Source organism: Mycobacterium heidelbergense, assembly GCF_050205645.1.
In the GTDB taxonomy this organism is placed as follows: Bacteria; Actinomycetota; Actinomycetes; order Mycobacteriales; family Mycobacteriaceae; genus Mycobacterium; species Mycobacterium heidelbergense_A.
On record NZ_JBNMQT010000004.1, the window covers coordinates 231729 to 255750 of the forward strand.

The 24022-nt window shown below is 68.0% G+C and carries 26 protein-coding genes; 14 read left to right on the plus strand and 12 right to left on the minus strand.

The annotated features are described in order from the left end of the window. Positions 1–100 precede the first annotated feature (100 nt). Positions 101–712, plus strand: coding sequence for a TetR/AcrR family transcriptional regulator (locus ACQI5H_RS06400; protein WP_427078549.1), 612 nt, complete (start codon positions 101–103; stop codon positions 710–712). Between the two features lie 7 nt (positions 713–719). Here the strand turns inward: ACQI5H_RS06400 and ACQI5H_RS06405 are convergent, their stop codons facing one another. From ACQI5H_RS06405 to ACQI5H_RS06420, 4 genes are read right to left on the minus strand one after another with little or no spacing between them, the layout of a single operon-like run. Next, a complete protein-coding gene (locus ACQI5H_RS06405; RefSeq protein ID WP_427078550.1) occupies positions 720–1385 on the minus strand; it encodes a DedA family protein in 666 nt (221 codons plus the stop codon). Then, positions 1382–2215: an SGNH/GDSL hydrolase family protein gene (locus ACQI5H_RS06410; RefSeq protein WP_427078551.1), complete on the minus strand. Its 834-nt coding sequence runs from the start codon at positions 2213–2215 to the stop codon at positions 1382–1384. Before ACQI5H_RS06410 ends, ACQI5H_RS06405 begins: the two co-directional genes overlap by 4 nt. 10 nt (positions 2216–2225) lie before the next feature. Beyond that, positions 2226–3719 (minus strand): TfuA-like protein, encoded by a 1494-nt coding sequence (locus ACQI5H_RS06415; protein WP_427078552.1) that lies wholly within the window; start codon positions 3717–3719, stop codon positions 2226–2228. After that, positions 3716–5005, minus strand: coding sequence for a YcaO-like family protein (locus ACQI5H_RS06420; RefSeq protein WP_427078553.1), 1290 nt, complete (start codon positions 5003–5005; stop codon positions 3716–3718). Before ACQI5H_RS06420 ends, ACQI5H_RS06415 begins: the two co-directional genes overlap by 4 nt. Positions 5006–5418: 413 nt before the next feature. Here ACQI5H_RS06420 and ACQI5H_RS06425 point away from each other — a divergent pair, with 413 nt between their 5' ends. Together ACQI5H_RS06425 and ACQI5H_RS06430 are read left to right on the plus strand one after the other, a co-directional pair. Continuing rightward, positions 5419–9876, plus strand: a complete 4458-nt coding sequence (locus ACQI5H_RS06425; RefSeq protein ID WP_427078554.1) for an amino acid adenylation domain-containing protein — start codon at positions 5419–5421, stop codon at positions 9874–9876. A gap of 71 nt (positions 9877–9947) precedes the next feature. After that, entirely contained in the window at positions 9948–10715 is a 768-nt protein-coding gene (locus ACQI5H_RS06430; RefSeq protein ID WP_427078555.1) for an IclR family transcriptional regulator, read from the plus strand. Here the strand turns inward: ACQI5H_RS06430 and ACQI5H_RS06435 are convergent. Genes ACQI5H_RS06435 through ACQI5H_RS06455 form a run of 5 tightly spaced genes read right to left on the minus strand, consistent with a single transcriptional unit; the run spans position 10703 to position 14301 of the window. After that, the gene (locus ACQI5H_RS06435) at positions 10703–11431 is read right to left on the minus strand and encodes a class II aldolase/adducin family protein (protein ID WP_427078556.1); all 729 of its coding nucleotides are present in this window, start codon (positions 11429–11431) and stop codon (positions 10703–10705) included. The genes ACQI5H_RS06430 and ACQI5H_RS06435 overlap by 13 nt on opposite strands. Beyond that, positions 11428–12222, minus strand: coding sequence for a 3-(cis-5,6-dihydroxycyclohexa-1,3-dien-1-yl)propanoate dehydrogenase (hcaB, locus tag ACQI5H_RS06440; RefSeq protein WP_427078557.1), 795 nt, complete (start codon positions 12220–12222; stop codon positions 11428–11430). The genes ACQI5H_RS06435 and hcaB overlap by 4 nt, the downstream gene beginning before the upstream one ends. After that, entirely contained in the window at positions 12219–12446 is a 228-nt protein-coding gene (locus tag ACQI5H_RS06445) for a dihydrodiol dehydrogenase (RefSeq protein WP_427078558.1), read from the minus strand. The genes hcaB and ACQI5H_RS06445 overlap by 4 nt, the downstream gene beginning before the upstream one ends. Then, entirely contained in the window at positions 12443–12973 is a 531-nt protein-coding gene (locus tag ACQI5H_RS06450; RefSeq protein ID WP_427078559.1) for a 3-phenylpropionate/cinnamic acid dioxygenase subunit beta, read from the minus strand. The genes ACQI5H_RS06445 and ACQI5H_RS06450 overlap by 4 nt, the downstream gene beginning before the upstream one ends. Beyond that, positions 12970–14301 (minus strand): Rieske 2Fe-2S domain-containing protein, encoded by a 1332-nt coding sequence (locus ACQI5H_RS06455; RefSeq protein WP_427078560.1) that lies wholly within the window; start codon positions 14299–14301, stop codon positions 12970–12972. The genes ACQI5H_RS06450 and ACQI5H_RS06455 overlap by 4 nt, the downstream gene beginning before the upstream one ends. A gap of 217 nt (positions 14302–14518) precedes the next feature. Between ACQI5H_RS06455 and ACQI5H_RS06460 the strand changes: the two genes are divergently transcribed. The 5 genes from ACQI5H_RS06460 to ACQI5H_RS06480 are packed head-to-tail and all read left to right on the plus strand — an operon-like array spanning position 14519 to position 18522. After that, positions 14519–15451 (plus strand): Rieske 2Fe-2S domain-containing protein, encoded by a 933-nt coding sequence (locus ACQI5H_RS06460; protein WP_427078561.1) that lies wholly within the window; start codon positions 14519–14521, stop codon positions 15449–15451. Beyond that, entirely contained in the window at positions 15448–15933 is a 486-nt protein-coding gene (locus tag ACQI5H_RS06465) for a hemerythrin domain-containing protein (RefSeq protein ID WP_427078562.1), read from the plus strand. Before ACQI5H_RS06460 ends, ACQI5H_RS06465 begins: the two co-directional genes overlap by 4 nt. 33 nt (positions 15934–15966) lie before the next feature. Next, positions 15967–16728 carry a protocatechuate 3,4-dioxygenase subunit beta gene (gene pcaH, locus ACQI5H_RS06470; protein WP_427078563.1) on the plus strand — a complete coding sequence of 254 codons (762 nt, stop codon included), beginning with the start codon at positions 15967–15969 and terminating at the stop codon, positions 16726–16728. Next, on the plus strand, positions 16721–17299 hold the full coding sequence (gene pcaG / locus ACQI5H_RS06475; protein ID WP_427078613.1) for a protocatechuate 3,4-dioxygenase subunit alpha: 579 nt from the start codon (positions 16721–16723) through the stop codon (positions 17297–17299). Before pcaH ends, pcaG begins: the two co-directional genes overlap by 8 nt. Next, entirely contained in the window at positions 17296–18522 is a 1227-nt protein-coding gene (locus ACQI5H_RS06480) for a lyase family protein (RefSeq protein ID WP_427078564.1), read from the plus strand. The genes pcaG and ACQI5H_RS06480 overlap by 4 nt, the downstream gene beginning before the upstream one ends. Here ACQI5H_RS06480 and ACQI5H_RS06485 read toward each other — a convergent pair. Together ACQI5H_RS06485 and ACQI5H_RS06490 are read right to left on the minus strand one after the other, a co-directional pair. Beyond that, a complete protein-coding gene (locus tag ACQI5H_RS06485) occupies positions 18508–19176 on the minus strand; it encodes a TetR/AcrR family transcriptional regulator (RefSeq protein ID WP_427078565.1) in 669 nt (222 codons plus the stop codon). The genes ACQI5H_RS06480 and ACQI5H_RS06485 overlap by 15 nt on opposite strands. A 163-nt stretch (positions 19177–19339) precedes the next feature. Continuing rightward, positions 19340–19936, minus strand: coding sequence for a DUF2249 domain-containing protein (locus ACQI5H_RS06490; RefSeq protein ID WP_427078566.1), 597 nt, complete (start codon positions 19934–19936; stop codon positions 19340–19342). Between the two features lie 54 nt (positions 19937–19990). Here ACQI5H_RS06490 and fdxA point away from each other — a divergent pair, with 54 nt between their 5' ends. Genes fdxA through ACQI5H_RS06515 form a run of 5 tightly spaced genes read left to right on the plus strand, consistent with a single transcriptional unit; the run spans position 19991 to position 22782 of the window. Further along, a complete protein-coding gene (fdxA, locus tag ACQI5H_RS06495) occupies positions 19991–20347 on the plus strand; it encodes a ferredoxin (RefSeq protein ID WP_076063878.1) in 357 nt (118 codons plus the stop codon). Positions 20348–20369: 22 nt separating this feature from the next. Then, entirely contained in the window at positions 20370–21014 is a 645-nt protein-coding gene (locus tag ACQI5H_RS06500) for a helix-turn-helix transcriptional regulator (protein WP_427078614.1), read from the plus strand. Continuing rightward, on the plus strand, positions 21011–21436 hold the full coding sequence (locus ACQI5H_RS06505) for a hypothetical protein (protein ID WP_427078567.1): 426 nt from the start codon (positions 21011–21013) through the stop codon (positions 21434–21436). Before ACQI5H_RS06500 ends, ACQI5H_RS06505 begins: the two co-directional genes overlap by 4 nt. Before the next feature lie 45 nt (positions 21437–21481). Beyond that, positions 21482–21829, plus strand: a complete 348-nt coding sequence (locus ACQI5H_RS06510) for a cupin domain-containing protein (protein ID WP_427078568.1) — start codon at positions 21482–21484, stop codon at positions 21827–21829. Between the two features lie 5 nt (positions 21830–21834). Then, positions 21835–22782, plus strand: a complete 948-nt coding sequence (locus ACQI5H_RS06515; protein ID WP_427078569.1) for an NAD(P)H-dependent flavin oxidoreductase — start codon at positions 21835–21837, stop codon at positions 22780–22782. Here the strand turns inward: ACQI5H_RS06515 and ACQI5H_RS06520 are convergent. Beyond that, positions 22757–23461, minus strand: a complete 705-nt coding sequence (locus ACQI5H_RS06520) for a helix-turn-helix transcriptional regulator (RefSeq protein WP_427078570.1) — start codon at positions 23459–23461, stop codon at positions 22757–22759. The genes ACQI5H_RS06515 and ACQI5H_RS06520 overlap by 26 nt on opposite strands. Positions 23462–23549: 88 nt before the next feature. Here ACQI5H_RS06520 and ACQI5H_RS06525 point away from each other — a divergent pair, with 88 nt between their 5' ends. Then, complete coding sequence (locus ACQI5H_RS06525) at positions 23550–24017, plus strand: hypothetical protein (protein ID WP_427078571.1); 468 nt, start codon at positions 23550–23552, stop codon at positions 24015–24017. The last annotated feature ends 5 nt before the right edge of the window (positions 24018–24022 follow it).

The window sequence follows — 24022 nt, forward strand, 5'->3', positions numbered from 1 at the left end:
CAGTCTGAAGACAGACTTTCGCGGATCGCGAATCTCATTTGTATAACGAGACAGGGCGGTCTGTCTACTGGCTGGCCTTAAGAGTATGGTGAGGCGGGTCATGACAACGCCTGATGTCGCGACGCCAGCCACCCCGCCTCGTGAACGCATCGTTAACGCCGCATACGAGCTGTTCAGCAGGCGGGGGATTCGTGCGGTAGGCACCGACCAGGTGATCGAGCGGGCCGGCGTGGCGAAGGCGACGCTGTACCGGCATTTCGCGACGAAGAACGATCTCGTGCTGGCCGTGCTGCAGCGCCGCGAGGAGGTCTGGACGCACGGCTTGATCGAGGCGCAGTCACGCGAGCGCGGCACCACGCCGGAGGAACAGCTGCTCGCGATCTTCGACGTCATGCACGACTGGTTTCAGCTCCGCGACGGCTATGAGGGCTGCTCGTTCATCAACGTGTTGCTCGAATTGGGGGCGGATCACCCGGCCGGGCAGGCCAGCGTCGCGCACATCGACAACGTCCGCGACATCGTCCGCCAACGCGCCGTGGCCGCGGGCCTGTCCGACGTCGAGGACTTCGCGTGGTCCTGGCACATCCTGATGAAGGGCGCCATCATTCTCGCGGCCGTCGGCGATCTCAATGCCGCCCAGCGCGCCCAGAAGATGGCCCGCGCCCTGATCGAGCAGCACCGCACGCCGACGGTGGACGAGGGGGCCGGCTAGCCGGGCATCAAGCGGCGTCGGCGGCGGTCGCGGACTTATTGCGCTCGTGCTCGGCTTCGAGTTCGGCGATCGCGCGGGATGTGCGCTCCCGCAACAGGATTGCCGCGATGCCGCCCGCAACCACGGCGACGACGAGCGCGATCCAGGAGAATCGCTCCAGCCATCGTTCGGCGGCCATCCCGGCGAAATAGACCAGGGCGGTGGTGCCGCCGGCCCAGCAGATGCCGCCGGAGACGTTGGCCGCCAGGAAGCGGGGGTAAGGCATCTTCAGCGCCCCGGCCAGTGGCCCGGCGAAGATCCGCAGCAGCGCGATGAAGCGGCCGAAGAAGACCGCCCGAACTCCCCAGCGGTTGAACAACTTTTCGGCGAGCGCCACGTGCCCGGGACCGAAGTGTTTGGGAAAACGCCGGCCGAGCTTGTCGAACAGCGGCAGGCCGAACCGGCGCCCGATGCTGTAGCCGATCGAGTCGCCGACGACCGCGCCGATCACGGCGGCCGCGCCGACGCCGATCGGGTTGACGGCCAGGTCGTGATGCGAGGACATCAGGGCGGCGCTCACGAGCACGATCTCGCCGGGAAGGGGCACGCCCAGGCTCTCGATCCCGACCACACCGCCGACCACGAGGTAGACCGCGAGCGGCGGGATCGACTGCAGCAAAGCCTGAACATTCATGGGTCAAGGATGCCTGACGGGCGCTCGATCCGCGCCGCAATGCCGTCGGCGCGGACCGGTTCCAGGCGCGGACGCTTCGGAACTCGCCCGTCGGCCGACGACAGACCGCGCATGCGCCGCCAAATCCATGGGAAGAAACTGTCCTGTGCCCAGCGCAGGTGGCCATACGCGCCGGCGGTGACCGAGCGCCGCATGGGGCTGAGGCTGGCCGCGGCCCAGTCGTGATTGCTGTCGGGCAGCCCGAGGGCTTCGGCGGCCGCGGCGGCAAACAGGATGTGCCCGTGGGTGGACGCGTGCACGCGATCGATGCTCCAGGTCTGCAGGTCGCGCATCGAGGGCGCGCTGTACAGGTCGACGAGCCTGAACCCGTAGCGGTCGGCCGCGGCGCGGATGGCGTTGTTGATGCGGGCGAGCCGCGGGCCCACCACCCGGCCGAGGGGGAGGAACTGTGCGACGTTCGGGAACGTCGTCGTCACCACCGTCGCCCCCGACCCGGCTAACGCGGCGTAGACGCGGTCGAGGTCGGCGAGGGCGCGGCCGAACGATCGTCCCGGCTGGATGACGTCGTTCATCCCGGCGCAGACCGTGATCAGATCGGGCCGCATCCCCAGTGCCGGCGGGACCTGCTCCCGCAGGACGTCCGCCACCAGCTTGCCGCGGATCGCGAGGTTGGCGTACTGCAGACCCGGATAGAGCGAATCGAGCATCGCGGCGAGCCGGTCCGCGAATCCCAGCACACCGACGGTGTCGTCGCCGTCCCATAAGCCCTCGGTCTGGCTGTCACCGATGGCGACGTATCGGCTGTAGCCGGTCGGATTGACCCCGCGCACGACGCCGAGACTAACGGCTACCCACCGTCGTCGCGTGGCCCCGACCGAGGGTGCCGACTGCGAAGGTCGGCAGCTGGTCGTCGGCCGCCGCTACGGCAAATAGCGAAGCGGCTGCGTAAAAGGCGTCCTCGGTCATCAGCCCACGCCGGGCCAGCGCTACGCGGTCCACCGGGGTGCCCCACCGGGCGCCGAAGAGGTGTTTGAGTTGTGTCGGATCGGGCCGGTGAAGGTTCAAGTGCGGCTTCCTGAGTGCCAATTCGTCACGCCTGGCCACCGCCCGCGCGGCCAGTTCGCGCCATTCGGGCTGCCTCGGATCATCGCGCAGCAGATCGAGGAAGTGCTGGATGGCCGGCAGCGAGCGGCTGAAAAACAGCGTGCGCGTGACGATCCGGGCCGATATTGCAATCGGATCGGCACCCAGCGTTTCCCGCTCCTCGGCGGTGAGCCATTGCTCGCTGACCATTTCGGGAAAGCCCGACTCATCGATGATGCCGGCGGCCAGCGCGTAGCGATGCGCCACGGTCTGCAGGGCCGCCAGCGTTTGTTCGTCGGTGTCGCACGGCGCACCGGCGGTCAGCTCGGTGACGGCCGCAGCGGCACGCTCCGTCACGCTGCCCGGCTCGGCGGGATGCCCGGACGTCCAGTACCAGGCGGCGACCTGCTCGAGCGCGGGGAGATACGCCCAGTCGTCAGTCGCGCACACACTCACCAGCGACAGCACCTCGTCATCGCGAATATTCACGATCGACTCGTCGCCGTTTTCGGCCGCTATGATGACGGCCGTCGGCGGTGCCCAACGCTGCCGCCACCGGTGCGACCAAACCGTTGGAGGCGGGCCCGGCGCAGCGGTACCGCCACCGGGCCCACGGGCAATCTCGCGCAGCGCGAGCAGCGCATCGGCATGTTTGACGTCGACCCGCATCGACCGCAGCCGCTTGGCCAGCTCTCGGCTTTCCGGGGCGTGCACCGCGTCCAGCAGCCGGTCCCAGGTGCGCATTGTGAACGGTGTGCTGCGCGCTTCGTCGATGAGTCGATCGGACAACGATGCGGCCAGCACTCCGGATTCGACTGCGGCCCTGAGGGTTTGACGGAGGTTGACCAGCGCATCGACAAAGACCGGATATCCGTCCTCGGCATCGCCGTGCACCATGCCTACCTCGTCGTCGGCCTCCAGCCATCCATCCCGGTAGCCCTCGAAGACCCAGCCGTAGCCTTCCATGCCAAAGTCGTGCAGTTCCGCCGCGCGCAACGCGCCCATGCTGGACGAACCGACAACCCGCACGCCGTCGTCGATCAGGGTGAGCAGTTCTTTATGGCGGACGGAGGCCGACTGAAAGAAAAGTCCGTCGACGATCAGCAGCGTATCGCCCGGCCGCAACCCGTACCCGAGAGCATGTCCGAACGAAATAGGTTGCACTACTTCAGCTTTAGGCACCACGGTCCGGATGTCGTCGACGCTGATGGTGGGTCCGGCTGTCACGACGATGCGCGCGGAAGTTGTCATGCCGGGGCCTGCAGCGGGGTGCGCATCGGCGAGACGATCGAGGCCATCAGGCCGGGGGCGATGACCTTGACGACGGGGACGCATCCGCCGGGGAAGTCGCACACCACGGCCAGCGGCTCGGTGCCCGATCGGGTGGCCACCGCGGTTGCCGCCGACGCCGTCAGCTCGGCCAGCGAGTCGGTGCCCTCGATCTGCCACGGCTTCGGTTCCGCGCTGGGCATCGACCGCATGGACCGCGCAGCGGCGCCGTAGGTGTGCAGGCGCGCAAAGCGGTGGTAGATGGCCGCGGGCAGATCCTCGCGCGCTCCGCTGATGGCGGTCAGCCGGGATTGCGCGGCTTCGGTGATCGCCCGTGACAATGCCACGTTTGGGTCGTGGTGCAGCCCGCTGCCGCTGAACGGCACCTCCACCGCCGGCGACGTCAGTTCCGCTGCGAAGCAGAAGAAACCGTCCCAGGTGTCGAGCCGGGCGATCTGCAGTTCGCTGCCCGCCTGGTGAACCTTTTCGACCAATTGGGCGCAGTCGGAGGCGGCCACGTCGTCGAGCGGCACCTGGAACAACGTCGACCCCGGTTCGGCGGTGGCAAGGCTATGCCGTTCCATAACCTCGTACAAAGCGTGCAGGGTCGCCTCGTCGTAACTGTTGCCCGAAGCTAAACCTGTGGTGTCCATCGCGAACATCGGCGGTCCCCAGGAATCGGTGACCGCCACGTTCACCAGGACGGCTAACCACGGCACCCAGGTCTGACGGCCGGTTAGCAATGTCGTTGCGATCATCCAATCGAGCTTGACGCCGGGATGGTAGAGACTGCCCCAGGGACGGTTGAGGTCGGCGGGATCGTAGGTCAGCTGCGCGGCGAGATCCGTTGTGGGCGTCCGTAATAGGTCGGGCTTGACGTTCTCGACGTGCCAATTCTCCAACGACTCCATGACCGCGGAGACCTGCGCGGCGCGATAGGTGGTGGCCTTGCCCTGACTGACCGTCAACGTCAGCGATGCCGGTCGCACCGCCTGCACGGTCGGAATACCGATGTCGTCGAGCCAGGTGAGGTCGGCTACGCGGGTGATGCCGGCGGGTGCCAGCAGAGGTTGGACGGCAGACCAAGTTTGATCGGGGGAGATGATGCGATGGGTGCCCGAGCGGTATGCGATTCTCGCTGAATCAGGGTGGCCTAAAACACGAGCCGGCCAGTGCGACCAATCCGGGCCGACCAAGTCGTGGGCCGATTCGGCGGATCGGGTCGATCGGTGAATGTCGTGAGTGTCGAATCCCGACAATTCCGACATAGCGTCACGGTACTTAGTCGGCGCGCCGGCGGTGAGCGTTTTGATAATGGCGGGAGTCCTATCTCGTCAGGGCGTGAGACGAGACTCCCGCCAGGTTCATCAGGCGGCCGCCTCGTCGGCGTGGAACGCAGGAGCCGTGAACGCGGTCTCGGTCTCGCAGAAGAGAAGCTCGTGGGACATATGATCACCCCCCTCCTTTCGTATGCCAGTGGCGCGTCTCAGCAAGTTTTTCCGTTTCCGGGCCTCGGCGGTATCCGACGATTGGCTAGCGCTCGGGGTAATTTCGACTACGCCGTTTGGGGGACAGGGCTGTCCCCCGATCGGGACAGGAGTCCGCGGCCATTCGCGCGGGGTGCACGGTCGGTATCATTCGCGTGACACAGTGCCCGTCAGTGTCGAGCCAAGGGACGAAGGTGACCCGACCTGCCGAGAACTCGCTTGAACTGACGCGAGGACAGCGCGACATTTGGCTGTCTCAGGAAACGGGTGATTCGGCGACAGGCTGGCAGGCCGGCTATTTCGTGGTGATCAGCGGTGTGGTCGAGCGTGGCTTGCTTGAACGGGCGATCCGGCATGTGGTTGCCGAGGCGGAGCCACTGAGAGTCGGCATTTTCGAGGTCGACGGACAAATCGTTCAGACAGCCACCGATTATCCGGACGTCGAGGTTCCCTTCTACGACCTGAGCGGCGCGCGGGAACCCTTTCAGGAGGCCCGCAAGCTGGCGTCGTCCATTCAACGCGACCCGATGCGGTGGGGCGGGCCGCTGTTCAGATTCGCATTGTTTCGCACGCTGCCCGATGAATTTTGCTTGTTCATTTGTATCCACCACATCGTCATCGATGGATTTGGCTCCGTCCTTTTCGCAAATCGCATCGCGCTGGTCTACTCGGCCTTTGCCGCCGGGGCACCGGTTCCGGCTCCCTCTTTTGGCTCGCTGTACGACCTGGTTGCCTGCGAATCGGAATATGAGGCATCCGGCAGTTATCAAGAGGATCTCGCGTTTTGGACCGAGAATCTTCCCCCGCAGAACGATCGGGCGGATTATCGCTTGCCGCGGGCGGGCGACGAGCATCATGCGGTCACCGCGTCTATGCCGGTGCCGTTGGATGTTGCGGTGGTCGAACGGGCGCAGCGCCTGGCTGACGCGTTGGGCGTTCGTCGATCGGCGGTGCTTACCGCGGCGTGCGCGCTTTTGGTACCGGGTTGGGGCGCCGGGGGATCCGAGGTGGTACTCGACTTCCCGGTGAGCAGGCGAACAACTCGAAAGTCGAAGGCGATTCCGGGGATGGTTGCCGGGATTGTGCCGCTGGTGTTGACGGCGTCGCCGACCTCTTCAGTTGCGGGCCTATGTCAGCATGTGGAGGCTCGGATACGCGAAGTTCTGCGGCATCAGCGTTTTCCGGTGCAGGAATTGCTGAACAGCGCCGCGCACCGGAGCGCAGCCGCGACACGGGGCAGGGTCGCGGTCAATTTCTTTCCGTCGACAACGATCCTGCCTTTCGGCGGTGCGCCGGCATCGTTGGTCTACACCAATTTCGGGCGCGCGGACCGATTCGGGCTGTTCTTCATCAAAGATGGCGACCGGCTGTCTCTGAGCACCGCGGGTGCGGATCCGCCGTCTCCAGATTTCGAGGGCCCCGCGTTGGCCAACCGCCTGGAAAAGTTGCTCACGGCCATGACCTCCGATCCGGGACGGTTGTCCTCGATCGCACTGCTCGACGAGCCCGTGCGTGCCCGACTCGATGCATGGGGCAACCGCGCCGCATTGACGAGCCCGGCACCCTCAATCTCGACCGTGCCGGGACTGTTTGCCGCCCACGCTGCGCGCACCCCGGAGGCGGCCGCGCTGGCATGCGGCGGCGTGGTCTTGACCTATCGGCAGCTCGACAATGCCAGCAGTCGGCTCGCATCCCGGTTGACCGGGGTCGGGGTAGGCCGCGGTGACGTGGTGGCCCTACTGCTACCACGCAGCAACGAGGCCATCGTCGCGATCCTGGGAGTGCTGAAAGCTGGAGCCGCTTACCTACCCATCGACCCGGATCACCCCGACGCCCGCATCGCGTTCCTGCTGCGGGACACCGCACCGGCAGCGGCGCTGACCACTCACCAGCTGGCCCACCGGCTCGAAGGCCATGACCCGGTGGTCATCGACGTTGATGATTCCCCCGACACCGCGGCGGGCGCCCCACCCGCCGCGGCCTTGCCGACACCGGCCGCCGAGGACATCGCCTACATTCTCTACACCTCGGGCACGACCGGGGCGCCCAAGGGAGTGGCGATCACCCATCACAACATCACCCAACTGATCGGCGCGCCGGCACCGTTCAACAGCCAGACGAGCCGAGCGATAACCCAATGCCATTCCTACGCTTTCGACTTCTCGGTGTGGGAAATCTGGGGCGCGCTCCTCAACGGTGGATGCCTGGTGGTGGTCCCCGAACAGGTGACGCGGTCGCTGGACGACTTTCACGCGCTGCTCGTGGCCGAACAAGTCACCGCCCTGACGCAGACGCCCTCGGCTGCGGCGGCGCTGTCGACAGACGGCCTGGCGGATACGACATTGGTGGTGGGCGGCGAGCCCTGCACCTCCGACGTCGTGGATCGCTGGGCGCCCGGGCGGGCGATGATCAACGCCTACGGACCCACCGAAACCACGGTATGCGTGTCCATCAGCGACCCGTTGCAACCAGGTTGCGGGGTGCCACCGATCGGCCGCCCGCTGCCGGGAACGGCGTTGTTCGTCTTGGACCAGTGGTTGCGCAGGGTGCCTGTTGGTCTGGTGGGAGAGTTGTATGTCGCGGGCGCCCAGGTGGGCCACGGATATTGGCGCCGCCCTGCCTTGACGGCCTCGCGCTTCGTGGCGTGTCCGTTCGGCGGGGACGGGGCGCGAATGTATCGCACCGGTGACCTCGCGAGCTGGAGTTCCGACGGGCAACTGCATTACGCGGGCCGGGCGGATGACCAGGTCAAGATTCGCGGTTACCGCATCGAGCCCGGTGAAATCACCGCCGCGCTGGCGCGGTTGCCGGGGGTAGGGCAGGCGGCGGTGATCGCCCGCGAGGACCGACCCGGGGACAAACGCCTCGTCGGCTACATCACCGGTGCGGCCGACCCGGCCACCGTTCGAACGGAACTGGGCGCCCGCTTGCCCCACTACCTGGTGCCGGCGGCGATCATGACGCTCGAGCGGTTACCGCTGACCGTCAATGGCAAACTCGACACCGCCGCGTTGCCCGCCCCCGAGTACACCGCCGCCGAGTACCGGCCTCCGAGCACCCCGGTCGAGGAAATCCTGGCCGGTCTCTACGCCCACGTCCTCGGGCTGGAACGGGTGGGTGTCGATCAATCATTCTTCGATCTGGGTGGGGACTCACTGCTGGCCATGCGCGTCACCGCGGCGCTCAACGCCACTTTGGACGCCCGCTTGTCCGTGCGGGCTCTGTTTGATGCGCCCACGATCGCCCAGCTGGCGCCCCTTGTCTCGGCCGGTTCGACTCCGTCGACCCCATTGGTTCCGGTGGTGCGGCCCGCGGCGGTGCCGTTGTCGCAGGCCCAACACCGGATGTGGACGGTCACTCAACTGCAGGGACCGTCTCCGGTCTTCAACATCGCGTGGGCGCTTAGGCTTCGGGGCCCCCTCGAGGTCGAGGCGCTGCGGCAGGCCCTCGTTGACGTGGTGAACCGCCATGAAATCCTGCGCACCGTCTATCCGGCCCTCGAGGGCACACCCCGACAAGTCGTCGTTCCTCCCGAACGGGCGGACTTCGGCTGGCAGGTCGTTGATGCCACCGCGTGGTCCCCGTGGCGGCTCCAGCAGGCCGTCGCCGCCCATGCTCGTCACGAATTCGACCTGGCCACCCGGATCCCGTTGTTCGCCCGGTTGCATCGCGTGGCCGACGACGAACACCTGCTGGCCATTGCCGTGCACCACATCGCCGCCGACGGCTGGTCGGTGGCCCCGCTATCGGCCGACCTCGACACTGCGTACCGCTGTCGATGCGCCGGACACGCCCCTACGTGGGCGCCGCTGGCGATCCAATACATCGACTTCACGCTGTGGCAGCGCGCCCATCTAGGGGACCCGGCCGATCCGCACAGCATCATCGCCACCCAGCTCAAGTTTTGGGAAGAGACTCTCGCGGGGATGCCCCTGGGCCTGGAGCTAGGCTCCGCCCGGCCGGACGAAGCGGTGGCCGACAACCACGGCGATATCGTGGCCATAGAGTGGTCGGCGGCGTTGCACCGCAAGATAATCCGCGTGGCACGCCAGCATCACGCCAGCAGCTTCATGGTTGTTCACGCGGGCTTCGCCGCGCTGCTGTCCAAACTCACCGCCAACACCGACATCCCTGTGGGAATCGCGGTGGCTGGCCGCGGCCACCCGGCGCTGGACGATTTGGTCGGAGTCTTCGTCAACACCGTCGTGCTACGCGTCGGAGTGGCCGATGACGACACCTTCGCGAAACTGCTGGCTCAAGTTCGTGCGCGCGGCCTGCAGGCGTTCGACCGCCAGGACCTGCCCTACGGACTCCTCGTCGACCGGATCAGCGCCGCGCGCTCAGTGCCGCCCCGCCCCTTGATCCAAACGATGCTGGCCTGGCAAAACAACAAGCCCGCCGCGCGGGTGCTGGGCGATCTGGATGTCACGTGGGATCCGGTCCACACGGGGACAGCGCGGATGAACTTCTTGCTGTCGCTCACCGAAGAGTTCGCCGACGGCGGCGAGCCCGCCGGAATCAGCGGCGTCGTGGAATACCGCACCGCGGTTTTCACCCCCACGGCGGTCAAAACCCTGATCGACCAGTTGGAGAAGTTGTTGGGGACGCTGACCGCCGATCCGCAATTGCGGCTATCGTCGATCGATTTGTGAGGAGAGCCGGGCCGGAGAGTCGTGGGGGAATTGGGACGGACGCGGCGTGGCGGACGGGCTACCGTGAGTTCATGTCCGGGAAGGGCGCGCCGCAGTACCCGATCGAGTCGGTCGACAACGCGCTCAAGCTGCTGCTGCTGTTGGGTGAGCAGCCGCAGATCCGGTTGAGCGAGGCGACGCGCTACCTGGGGGTGGCGTCCTCGACTGCGCACCGGCTGCTGGCGATGCTGGCCTATCGCGGGTTCGTCCGCCAAGACCCGGTGTCCAAGGCGTACCTGCCCGGCCCGTCGTTGACCGGTGTGGCGTTTGCGATCTTCGGCCGCATCGACATTCAGCGATCGGCCATGCCGATCATGCGCAGCCTCAGCGAACAACTGCGGGAAACCATTCACCTCGGAATGCTCGACGGCGCCGGCGTTCGTTTCGTCGCCGCGGTCGAGGGTCCCGCCGCGGTGCGGGTGGCGTCGCGGCTGGGGCGCACCCTGCCGGCCCACTGCACCTCGACGGGCAAGGTCCTGCTGGCCCAGTTGTCCCAGCCGGAATTGCGTCAACTGCTGCCCGATGAACCGTTGCAGCGCATCACCTCTCGCTCGATCGGCAGCCGCACCGAGTTGGAGGCAGAGCTTGGCCGCATCCGCGAGCGCGGCTACGCGGTCAATCGTGAGGAGAGCGAGGAAGGCGTCGCGTCGGTCGCGGTGCCCATCCCGACCCGGGCTCCCGGCCTGCGCATCGCGCTCAACGCCGCCGCCCCGCAGCAGCGGCTGCGCAGCTCGCAATACTCATCGGTGGCCGCCGCACTTACCAAGGCGGCCAAGGAGATTGGCGATCAGCTCGGCTGATGCCCTAAGCGGGCCAACTCGTGGCGCCAGGCCGCCTCGGCGGTGAACTCGGCTCCCAGGTCCGGCAGCTCGTCCCAGTCGGCGTCGTCGATGTCGGCCAGGGCGCCGCCGGCCGTGCGCACCCGCAACGACATCCGGGCCAGGGCATCCACGCTGATCGCCTGCAGCACCGCCTGTTCCACGGTGGCCGCGGCGCTGGTGATCCCGTGTCCGCGGCAGATCACCACCGGCCGGCCACGCATGGCCGCCACCATTTCCTTGCCCAGCGACGAATTCCGGATCAGCACGGCGCGTTCGTAGACGGGCACGCCGCCACGGGCCAGCCACGCGCCGGGAATGTCGTAGGCCCCGTAGATCGGCCGGATCTCGATGCCGGCGAGGTCGGCTGCGACGACGGCGGACGGGTGCAGGTGTGCGACGGCCCGGTATTCCGGGTGGGCCAGCAGGGTTTCGACGTGGATCGGCAGCTCGTTGGGCACGCGGTAGCCGTCGAGTTCGCCTGTGGCGCCGGCGGTTCCGTCGAACATGATGAGCCGGACGTCGGACGCCCGGGTGAAGGCCACCCCGGTGTCGGTGTCGCTGCGGCACCGAATCAGCAGGCGTTCGTCGTCGATCCGCAGGCTCAGATGGCCGAGGATGCCGTCGACCAGCCCGCGGGCGGCGGCGACCCGGCAGCCTTGGGCCACCAGGGCGCGCTGCTCGTCAAGGGGGGTCATCGTGGCGCGCCCAACCCGAATCCGCCGTCGGGGTGGATCGTTTCGCCGGTGATGCCGCGGGATCGGTCGGACGCCAGGAACACGTAACTCCACGCGTGGTCCCGGCCGTCGAGCGCAACGTTGAGCGGGGTGCGCGCGGCCAGGTCGCGGGCGCGGTTGGGGGTGTCGTCGAGGCGCACCGCGTCCAGTCCCAGGCTGGACGGACCGCGTAGGTCGGTGTTGAGCGTGCCGCCCGGAGCCACCCCGTTGACGCGAATCCCGGGCGCCAGCTCGTGCGCCAGGACCGAAACCAGCCCGCGCACGGCGAACTTCGACGACACGTACAGCACGCCGCCGCGTCCGGGGTGGAACGACGACGCCGACTCGGTGAGGATGATCGAGGATCCGCTCCCCGCCTGCAGCGCCGGGACCGCGGCCTTGACCGAGCGCAGATGGCTGAGCACATTGGTGCGGAAGATTTCGTCGAACGCGGGGGCAAGTCCGTCGGCGTCGAGGTCGGCAATTCCCTTGTAGAAATCGAAGATTCCGACGCAGTTCACCAGGGTGTCCAGCCCACCGAACGCGTCGGCCGCCGCGGCGACGGCGCGCTCGTTGGCCTCGCGGGTGACGGCGTCGCCTTCGATGACCGGGAGGCCCGGCGATTCTCGTCGCAACGCCGCGCATTTTCCGGAGTCACGTTCCAGCACAGCGACTTTGGCGCCCTCGGCGCAAAACGCGTCGACGACGGCGCGGCCGATTCCCGAACCGGCGCCCACCACCAGCGCTCGCTTGTCCTCGAGCCAGGCCGTCATCGTTGCCCCTCGTCGGGCAGCAGCGGGCCATCGGGATTGCCGACCATGGCCGTCAGCGTACGGGTGTTCTGCCGCGTGAGCGCCTCGACCTCGAGCGCGTCCAGGCTGATCGACCGCCCGGTCTTGGGCGCGCTGATCAGCAGCCGCGACCCGTTGCGCGTATCGACCCGGCGCACCACGACCTCGGTGAATTCGTTGGCAATCGTGATGGGCTCGTCGCTCACAGGAACACCGCCAGGTTTTGCATCCGCAGCACCGATTCGTCGACAAAGATCTTGCGGCGGGCCAGCTTCCAGTCATCGCCACACCTGCGCAGGACGTCCTCGCGGCCGCACGACACCAGTGCGCTCTCGTTGACGTCGCCGCGGCTACGAAAGAGCAGTTCGGCCGACTCGACGAACAACTCCGCATCCTCGTCGCCCTCGAAGGTGCGCACATTGGTGACGAAATGCCGCAGCCGCGACGGCGGATCCTCAGTCCAGGCGTGCTCGGTGGCGAAGCGCGCGACCCGCTGGCGCAGCGAGTACTTGTCCTCGTCGAAATGGGCCATCCCCGGTCCCCTTTCCGGGGCGGCGTCGAACCCGGCGCCGCGTGCCGTCGTGACCCGGACCGGCATCACATAGCGCACGTCGTCGGTCAGCGTGTCCAGCCACGCGTCGTAGTCCTGGGCATCCAGCAGATAGGCCTCGTCGACCAGGAACTGATGGGCTTGCAGATGGCGAATGTCGTTGAACGGCAGGGCTTTTCTCATGACAGGTAATCCGCCCACAACCTGAGCAACTCGCGCTGGTTGTTCTCGTTGTAGCCGACTTGCGCGCGGCCCGGCCCGTGGAACGACTCGGCCGTCAGCGGCTCGATCACCGGACGGTCGTCGGGCAGCAGGCCCATCCGGCTGTTCAGCAGCAGGCGGCGCGCCATCGAACCGCCCGCGGTGGTAGTCAGCGACACCCAGTTCTCCACGTCGTCTTGTTCGAACATGCCGGTCGAACCGAAGCACATCAAATACGCCTTGTACGAGTCCCGTTTGTACCGCGGGGGAGCCGCGGAGTCCACCGCGAACCACGAGCACACCTCAGTTTCGTTCTCGCTGATCGGCTGCCACAGCCGGATCGAGATGAACGGCAAAACCGCTTCGCTGCCGGGCAATTTCGGCCAGTTGTGCACGAAACTCAGGTTCGGAAAGCAGGTCGCCGCGGAGATCATAAATCCGTCCTCGCCGACCACCCGCTGTTGCCGCGGCGTCCAGGTGTCCTTGATGCGGTCGATCATCTCGTCGGGATAGCCGATGTAGCGCATCCGCTCCTCGAAACCCCCCGGCGGGAGCTTGTAGGTGGTGCCGCCGCCGCGGTGCGCCCAGTAGGTGGCGCCGTCCTTGCGCTTCTGTGCCTTCGGCTCGCGGAACAAGCCGATCTCGACGATCGACGCGTGCGTGTGCGGCGTGTGGTACATGTCGCCGGCGAAGTTCTCGGCGCCGATCTTCCAGTTGGCCTTGATCCGCCATCGTTGCGGCCCCCGCAGCTCGAGGCCGCCGCTGCTCTGTTTGGTGTAGTAGTCCAGGTAGAACCTGAAGTCGCCGAGGAAGTCCTCGAGCGGCTCGGCGTGGGGATCCAGGCTGATGAACAACAGCCCGTTGTAGCCGGCCAGGTTCGGTGCCGGCAGCAGGGTCTGGTTTTTGGCGAACCCCTCATCGCCCCCGTATGCCTCGCGATGGAACGGCAAGCCGGTGAGCCGGCCGTCGTTGCGGTAGGTCCAGCCGTGGTACGGGCAGCGGAAGTTGGAGGCGTTGCCCATCTCGGCGCGGCAGACCTGCATGCCGCGGTGCAGGCACATATTGAACAAGGCGCGCACCTCGCCGTTCGCACAGCGGGTGATGATGAAGGAATCGTCGAGAACCCGGCGCACCACGTAGTCGCCCTCCTGCGGGATCTCCGACTCGTGCGCCACGAACGTCCACGCCCGGCCGAACAGCCGTTGTTTCTCCAGCTCGAACAGCTGCCTGTCGTTGTATATGTGCGCGGGGATCATCCCCTGGCGGACGTTCTCGAGGACAGCGAATAGATCGCTGGGCTGATCTGCCATCCGGCGGCTCACTCTGTTCTACAGAAATATCTTCTGGTCAATAGAATCCTGCAAACCGGCCCGACCGGTCAATCCCGAAGGGGCCTTTGAGCTAATTCACAGGTGCCGCACAAGCGACGGCCGGCTGGTCGCCGCTACGGTGGTTCCGGGCGTCAATCGCCGATTTTGCGTATCCATACGTCGCATAGCTCTGCATGTGAGGAAGGACGGGGTAGCCATGGTTGGTCGGTCACGGGATGGCCGATTGCGGAATGTCGGACCACGGGTGTTGTCCGCCATCGGGCGTCAAGAGTGGCTGGATCGGCCGAGCTATCGGTTGGAACACCTGCTCAGCTTCGCCTACAACGGGCTGGGCCGGGCCCGCAACACCGTCACCAACGCGCTCAACGGCGTGTGGCTCGGGCACCCGGTCCACCCGCCGCTGGCGTCGCTGACCAGCGGGGCGCTCGGCACGACGGTGGCGCTGGACGCCCTCAGCCTGCTGCCGGGCCAGCCGGCCACCGAGGTCCGCGACGCCTCGCGGTTCGCCTCCCGCGCGCTCGGCGTCGGAATCCTGGCGAGCATCGGCTCGGCCATCACGGGCGCCACCGATTGGCAGCACACCCACGAGGGGGACCGCCGGGTGGGGCTGGTGCACGGCGTGGTGAACATGGTGGCGACCGCGCTGTACGCGCAGTCCTGGTGGGACCGCCGCCGCGGGCGCCATGGCCGCGGGATTGTGCTGACCGCGCTGGGCTACGGCCTCACGGTCGGCGGCAGCTACCTGGGCGGGGCCCTGGTGTTCGACTCCGGTATCGGGATCGACCAGTCGGGCGAACGGCTGCGCACCACCGAATGGACCCCCGTAATGCCGGCGGGCTCGTTGAACGGAAAGCCGGTGCGGGTCGAGGTCGACGGGGTGGGGCTGGTGGTCTGTCAGACCGAGCCCGGCGAGGTGTCGGCGTTCGGTGAATTCTGCCCGCACCTGGCCGCCCCGATGGCCGACGGCTGGGTCGATCGCGGCCGGATCGTGTGCCCCTGGCACGGCTCGTGGTTTGCGGCCGAGTCGGGCGAGGTTTTGCGTGGCCCGTCGGCGGCCCCGCTGCCGTGTTACCAGGCGAGGTTGGTCAACGGAATGGTCGAAGTGCGTGCCGAGGAGGTAGCGAAGTGAACGCATACGAAGTGTTGAAGGATCACCACGTCGTGATCAAGGGGCTCGGTCGCAAGATCAGCGAAGCGCCGGTGAACAGCGAAGAGCGCCATGCCCTTTTCGACGAGCTGCTGATCGAACTCGACATTCACTTCCGCATCGAGGACGACTTGTACTACCCGGCGCTGGGGGCGGCCACCAAGCTGATCGCGGTCGCCCACGCCGAGCATCGGCAGGTGATCGACCAGCTGTCGGTGCTGCTGAAGACCCCGCAGACCGCGCCGCGCTACGAGCAGGAGTGGAACTCCTTCAAGACGGTGCTGGAGGCGCACGCCGACGAGGAGGAGCGCGACATGATTCCCGCTCCACCCGAGGTGAAGATCACCGACCCCGAACTCGAGGAGCTTGGCACCAAGATGGCCGCCAAGATCGGCCAATACCGCGGCTCGGCGCTGCACAAGTTGCGCACCAAGGGGCGCGCCGCGCTGGTGCGCGCTCTGTAGCTCACGGCCGCAGCGCGGGTAGCGTCACGGCTCATGAACGCCGAGCGCGCCGCGTCGCAGGCCGACATCACCGCGGAGATCGCGTGCCTCGCGGCCGGCTACCGGCGCGCGGGCGGAGCCGGGCCGCAGCCGCGCCTGGACTACCCGCCCTACCGCAGCAGCGCCCTGCGCCACCCGAAACACCCTCTGCTGGTTGTCGATCCCGAGGCGGTCGAACGCGCGGCGCCGTGCTTCGGCCCCCAGGACGTCGACCCCCTCGACGCCGACCTGACGGCCCGCCACCCGGGCGAGCCGATCGGCGAGCGCGTCATCGTGAGCGGGCGGGTCCTCGACGATTCCGGCGCGCCGGTGGCCGGCCAGCTGGTCGAGATCTGGCAGGCCAACGCCGCCGGCCGCTATCATCACCAGCTCGACCAGCACCCCGCGCCGCTCGACCCGAACTTCACCGGCGCCGGGCGCTGCCTGACCGGGGCCGACGGGTCATACCGCTTCCTCACCGTCAAGCCCGGACCCTATCCCTGGCGCAACCACCGCAATGCCTGGCGCCCGGCGCACATCCACTTCTCGGTCTTCGGCACCGCGTTCACCCAGCGCCTGGTCACCCAGATGTATTTCCCCGGTGACCCGTTGTTCGATCTGGACCCGATTTTGCAGTCCATCCTGGATCCCGCTGCGCGCCAACGGTTGATCGCGCGTTACGGCCACGACCTCACCGAGCCGGAATTCGCGACGGGGTACCGGTGGGACATCGTGGTCTGCGGGAGTCGCCGAACCTGGACCGATGACGATGCTTGAATCTGGGCCTGAATTGGCTTGTACCCCAGGGCAAACCGTCGGGCCGTTCTTCGGCATGGCCTTGCCGTACCCCGGGGGCAGCGACCTGGTCGACGCGGCGCATCCGCAGGCCGTGCGGTTACACGGCACCGTGTACGACGGCGCCGGCGCCGCGGTCCCGGACGCGCTGGTCGAACTCTGGCAGGCCGACGGCGCCGGCCGAATCCCGCGCCGGGCCGGCTCGCTGCGGCGTGACGGGACCGGGTTCACCGGATGGGGGCGTGGGGCCACCGACGCGGCGGGGCACTACGCGTTCACCACCCTGGCGCCCGGCTCGGCGAGCGGCGGGCGGCCACCGTTCTTCGCGCTCGCCGTCTTCGCCCGGGGGCTGTTGGACCGCTTGTTCACCCGCGCCTACCTGCCCGCCGCGGACTTGGACGCCGATCCGCTGTTGAGTGCGGTCGACCCCGGCCGGCGGGCCAGCCTGCTGTGCGTGGCCGAAAGTGATTCCGGCCGAACCGGTTACCGCTTCGACATTCACTTGCAGGGCCCGAACGAGACGGTTTTTCTGGCATACGAGGGCGGCCGATGACGAATCTGCTGTGGCCGGGTGACCATCGGGCCGGCGAGTACATGACGGACTGGGCGCTGCTGCAGTCGATGGTGGCGACGGAATCCGCTTGGTTGGCCGCCCTTGCCGCCGCCGGCCTGGCACCCGCCGAGTGCGCGAACCTGGACCTGGCACATCTGGTGAATCCCACCGATTGCGAGCTGCTCGCCTTCACCGCCGAGGACGGCGGCAACCCGGTCATCGGCCTGGTCGAGCTGCTGCGGCAGCGGGCCGTCCCGGCGATCGGGCCGTGGATCCACCGCGGGCTCACCAGCCAGGACGTGCTGGACACCGGCCTGATGCTGGCCGTGCGGGCTGCCGCGGATGCCGTCATAGCGCAGCTCACCCAACAGATTTCGGCGCTGTCGACATTGGCGCAAAGTCATCGGGCCACCCCGATGGTGGCCCGAACCCTCACCCAGCACGCCGCGCCCACCACGTTCGGCGCGAAGGCGGCCGGCTGGCTGGGCGGCGTGCTCGACGCGTGCGAGGGGCTGCGCGCGCTGGCCACCCCGATCCAGTTCGGCGGCGCCGCCGGGACGCGGGCCGCCACAACGGAATTGGTGACACTGCTTACCGACACGGACGAGCCGGCGGCCGTCTCGGATCGCCTGGCGCAGGTGACGGCCAGCGCGCTCGGCCTAGACGTCCGGGCGCCCTGGCACACGACGCGAACACCGGTCACCGCGGCCGGCGACGCCCTCGTCGGCTGCACCGACTGCTGGGGCCGCATCGCCTCGGACGTCCTCACCCTGGGCCGCCCGGAGATCGCCGAACTCAGCGAACCGGACAGCGACAAGCGGGGCGGGTCCTCGTCGATGCCGCACAAGCGCAATCCGGTGCTGTCCATCCTGATACGGCGGTCCGCCCTGTCGGCGCCGCCGTTGGCGGCGACCCTGCACACCGCCGCCGCGCTGGCCAACGACGAACGCCCGGACGGCTCGTGGCACGCCGAATGGGACACGCTGCGGACCCTGGCGCGGCGGGCAGTGGTCGCGGGCTCCCAGTCCGTTGAGCTGCTCGCCGCCCTGCAGGTTCACCCCGCCCGGATGGCCGAAAACCTGGGCGCCGCAGACGTTCTCGGGGAACAGCGGGCCATCGCCGAACTGGCCGGGAAGCCGCCGTCGCCGACCTACTTCGGTGCCGTCGACCGGTTGATCGACGACACCGTGGCCCGCGCCGAGCGGATGCTACGGGGCGGTTGACGCCTTACCGTCTTGGTAGATGCTGGCCAGCCAGATGTGCGCCAGAGTGTCGATCACCCGGTCCTCCGGAATCGCGCTCTCCTCGTTGGTGAACGTCGCCGCCATCACCCGTTCGCTCAACATGTTCAGCGCAACCGAAAGGTCTTCGGCCGGAACGAGCTGCGGGGCGGCGCCGCGCCGGCGCTCGGCCTCGATCGCCGCCGTGGTGGACCAGATCCACCTGTGCATGAGCGTCGACCACGCCTGCCGCACCTCGGGGTTGGTCGCCTTGGCGGCCGCGCCCGCGACCGCGACCGCACGATGCGATCCGGACACCTCGAAGAACGCCTCGATGCGGGCCCGCCACACGGCCACCGGGTCGCCGGGCAATCTGCCGGCCAGCGCCGTGACGGCCGTGTGCGCCCGCGTGTTCACCTGGTCCAGCAGCGACAGCAACACCGCGTTCTTCGACGGGAAGTAAAAGTAGAAGGTGGGACGAGAGATGCCCGCGCTCTTCGCCAGGTCGTCCACGGAGAAGTCGGCGAGGGGTCGCTGCGCAAGGAGTCGCTCGGCGGCGGCCAGAATCGCGCGCTCGCGGTCGTCGCCGACGAGGCGGGTGGGGCGGCGGCCCCGGGGGGCGTGCACGTATTGGGTTCGCGTCGGGAGGTCGCGCACAGCTAACAACGCTCATCGAAGCGCCGTCGATTGTCAACGAAACGGTTGATTAACAGCTACGGTCCGTTGATCAGTCCCAACGCCGCGACGAACACCGACGCCCGTACGGCCGACCAGGTGGACGATCGCGCGCAGGGCAAACTACGAGCCCGCTGTCTGTTCATCAGACCGCCTGCCGCGCAAGGGGTTCCAGCACCAACGCCTGGCGGCGCTGGTGCACGGTGAGGTATCGGAGCCCGTCGGGGCCCGCGGCGAACTGGCGTCGCGAACGCCGGGGCAACCACAGCAGCGCACCGGGGGACAGGTCGATCGCGCCCGTTTCGGTGGTCAGCCGGCCGCTGCCGGACAGCACATGGATCAAGACGTCGAGATCGGGTCCGGCATGCGAATCGATCGTGCCCCCCGCGGGGAGCCCGATGACGTTCGAGTCGAGATCGCGCTCCCGGGCCTGCAACTTCCAGACCGCCCCGGACGCATCGGCATCGGCCGTTAACTCGGTGGTGTTGGCCAGAATTCGGGGGAGCGGCGTGGAGGTGAGCTTGCTGATCCGGATCCGCCACACCTGGGGCCCCCGTTCGACGTACTCCCAGCGGTAGCTGCCCGGTAGGTCGGCCTCGAATTCGTCGCGCAGGTGCTTGGGATCGTGGTTGTTCACCAGGACGAACGACTCGCCGACCGCGAGCGCGGCGTAGGTCGCGAAGATCGTCGGGTGCTTGTCCGGCTTGCGCAACGCGCGGACGTCAAGTTCGTTGTCGGCCATGCACTCTCCCGTTTCGTATGGTTTTCACAACTTGTCTTGTGTAAACTCTAGCGCATGACCTACGTGATCGGAAAGCCATGCATCGACGTGATGGATCGGGCCTGCGTGGACGAGTGCCCGGTGGACTGCATCTACGAAGGCGGCCGGGCGCTCTACATCCATCCCGACGAATGCGTGGACTGTGGCGCGTGCGAGCCGGTTTGTCCCGTCGATGCGATTTACTACGAGGACGATCTGCCCGAGGAGCTCAAACCCTACTTGGCCGACAACGAAGCGTTCTTTACCGAAACCCTGCCGGGCCGCGACGCCCCGCTGGGCTCCCCGGGCGGGGCTGCCAAGATAGGTCCACTCGGCGTCGACACACCCCTGGTGGCCGCGCAGCCGGGAGCCGACGACTCTGAAGGAGCGTGAGCCACCGTTGAGCGCGCAGGTCATGGTCTCCGAATCCGTTGGTCGCCGCCGGGAGGTGCTGCGGGTGCTGCGGGCGTCGCAGGATCCGATGAGCATCGTCGCGATCGCTGACGTGCTGGGCGTGCATCCCAACACCGTCCGCTTCCACCTCGACAGCCTGGTCGGCGACGGCCAGGTGGAGCAGGTCGAGCCGGGCCGCAAAGGGCCGGGCCGGCCGCCGCTGATGTTCGCCGCGGTCCGGCAGATGGATCGCGGCGGCACGCGGCACTATCGATTGCTCGCCGAGCTCCTGACCGCGGCGTTCGCCGCCGAACGCGATCCGCGCGCCAAGGCGCTGGCCGCCGGGCGGGCGTGGGGGCGCAAGCTGGAATCCCTGCCGACGGATGCCACCAACGCCGAGGACGCCATCGACCACCTCGTCGACGTGCTCGACGATCTCGGCTTCGCGCCCGAGCGCCGCGCGGCCGGCGGGGAGCAACAGGTCGGGCTGCGGCACTGCCCGTTTCTGGAAGTCGCCGAGAACCGAACCAACGTGATCTGCCCGGTCCATCTCGGCATCATGCAGGGCGCCATGGAATCCTGGGGAGCCCAGGTCGCCGTCGAGCGGCTCGACGAATTCGTCGAACCGGATCTGTGCCTGGCGCACCTGAAGCTCGTCGCGAAGTGAGCACCGGCTCGGCGATCGCCGTCGCGATCACCTTCGTCTGGCTCGGCATGGTGCTGGCCATCTCGTTCCTGGAAGCCCCGCTGAAGTTCCGCGCGCCCAACGTCACCTTGCAAATCGGGCTGGGCATCGGGCGCCTGGTCTTCCGCGCCCTCAACACCGTCGAGGTCGGCTTCGCCCTCGTCATCCTCGCGATCGTGGTCGCCGGGCCGACGCCGACGCGCACCGCAGTGGCCTTCTTCGTCGCCTTTGCCGCCCTGGCCATCCAGCTCGTCGCGGTGCGTCCGCGGCTTACCAACCGTTCCGACCGGGTGCTCGCCGGCTCGGAGGGGCCGCGCTCCCGCGGTCACTACGCCTACGTCGGCCTCGAGGTGGTGAAGGTGGTTGGCTTGATCGCGGCGGGGATACTCCTACTTACCGCCTGACAAAATCCGTCCCGAAGCCCGCTCCCGATCCGCGAAGGACTCGCCATGGAATCCATATCGTTGACCAGCCTGGCCGCCGAAAAGTTGTCCGAGGCCCAGAAGTCACACAGCGGGCGGGCCGCACACACCATCCACGGCGGCCACACCCACGAACTCCGGCAAACCGTGCTGGCCCTGCTTGCCGGACATGATCTGTCCGAGCACGACAGCCCGGGCGAGGCCACGCTGCAGGTGCTGCAGGGTCACGTGCGCCTGACCGCCGGCGGCGACGCCTGGGAGGGCAAGGGCGGCGACTACGTGGCGATTCCGGCGGAACGCCACGCCCTGCACGCGGTCGAGGACTCGGTCGTCATGCTGACGGTGCTCAAGAGCATTCCGTCGCTCACCCATTAGCCCGGATGCTGTCGACGCCCTGGTCGAGCAGCTTCGGCCTGCGGGTGCCCATCGTCAACGCGCCGATGGGCGGGGTGGCCGGCGGCCGACTGGCCGCCGCAGTGACCGCCGCCGGCGGTCTGGGCATGGTGGGCATGGGCAGCGTCGCGACGCGTGAGTCGCTGCACGCCGAGTTGCGGCACGTGCGGGGCGCGTTCGGAATCGGCCTGGTGGATTGGGTGATGCGCAACGAGGCGGGGCTGCTGGAGGATGCCCTTGCCGCGCGGCCCGCGCTGCTGTCGGTCAGCTTCGGTACCGACTGGTCGTGGGTCGGCAAGGCTCGCGACGCCGGAATCGCCACCGCCACACAGGTATACGACGCCGAGGGAGCCCGTCAGGCGGCCGGCGCCGGGGTCGACGTCCTGGTCGCGCGGGGCGCCGAGGGCGGCGGCCACGGCGACGTGAAGCTCGCGACGCTGCCGTTGCTCGACACCGTCTTGGATGCGGTGTCGGTGCCGGTGCTCGCCGGCGGCGGGATCGCCTCGCCCCGCAGCCTGGCCGCCGTGCTGGCCGCCGGCGCCAGCGGCGCGTGGGTGGGCACCCGCCTGGCCGCGTGCCCGGAAGCGTTGACCGGCGACGGCAGCCGCCGGGCGCTGATCGCGGCCGGCGCCACCGACACCGCGATCACCCGCGTCTTCGACGTCGCCAAGGGCCTGCCGTGGCCGGCCCGGTTCCCGTCGCGCGTGTTGGCCAACGACTTCGTCGCCCGCTGGACCGGCAAAGAGGAGGTGCTCGATCGGTCGGCCTGCGACGAGCTGGCCGCGGCGACCGCCGCCGACGATCGCAGCATCGCGCCGGTCGACGCCGGTCAGAGTGTGAGCATGATCGGCGACGACGCGTCGGTGGGCGAGGTCATCGAGCGGATGTGCGCGGGGGCCGAGAGCCTGCTCACCGCCTGGGGTCGGCGGGCCTAAGCACCACGCAGCACCGGTCCGTCCCCGGCTGCAGGCGGACGTCGGGACCGTGCGGCGCGAGCGCCGCGGCCACGCCGGTGATCAGCGCGTGATTCATGTGGCAGGCCAGCTCGGTCTGCTCCCGGGCCAGCGCGTGGAACGGGCAGTTGGCGAGCCGCACCGTCCCATCCGAGGCGTTCGGCTCGTACCCGTACTTGCTGAGCAGCTTGACCGTGCGCTCGAGTGCCGCCGCGGCATTCGCCGGTGGCCTGGTGGTGGCGGCGATCGTCCGGCCATAGTCGCGGGCGACCCGGTTCAGCACCTCGACGACCGGCTGCCCGGTGTCGCCGGATTGCGCGATGGCCTGGGCCATCAGCCGCCCGGCCAGCTCGTACTCGCGCTGCGGAAGGCTGACCGCGATGTCGCGGCGGGCCCGGCGATACAGCTTTGAGGTTCGTCCCGCGCCGGGGCCGGACCGGCCCGTCAAGCGCGCGTACTCCGTTTCGAGCAGTCCCTCGGCGGTTAACCGGTCCAGATGGAATTTGGCCTGGTGGTGGGGAATGCCGAGGGCGTCGGCGGCCTGGTCGCGATTTACCGGTCCGGGCTGCGCGCACACGAATTGATACAGCCGGCGGCGCACGGGATCGGCCAGCGCGCCGATGCCCGCGGCGTCGCGCTCAAGCCCGTCGTCCACTGTCATCGCCCATTTCTAAGAGACAAAATACTTGACGCTACAGTGTACCTACTCTAACGTTCGAATTACTATCTGTTAGAAATGGAGGCAACTTATGACCACCAATCAAGTCGCTGCCGGCCCTGCCCTGGGCGATCGATTGAAGGATCCGGCCTATTCCGCGTACTTCGCGCTTCGCACCGTGTTCACGATCGCGCCGATACTGTTCGGGCTGGACAAGTTCTTCAACCTGCTGACCCACCCGCATCACTGGAGCATGTATCTGGCGCCCTGGATCGACAATCTGGTGCCCGGGACCGCCGATCAGCTGATGTATGTGGTGGGCGTGATCGAAATCGCGGCCGGTGTGCTGGTCGCCATCGCGCCGAGAATAGGCGCCTGGGTGGTCGCGGCCTGGCTGGCCGGCATCATCGTCGACCTGCTGACCCTGTCCGGCTTCTACGACATCGCGCTGCGCGACTTCGGCTTGCTGGTCGGCGCCGTCGCGCTGGGCCGGCTGGCGCAGGCCGTGCACATCGGCAGCATTGGAGTCCGCACCGCAGGCGGTGTCGGGGCGCGGTGACCGCG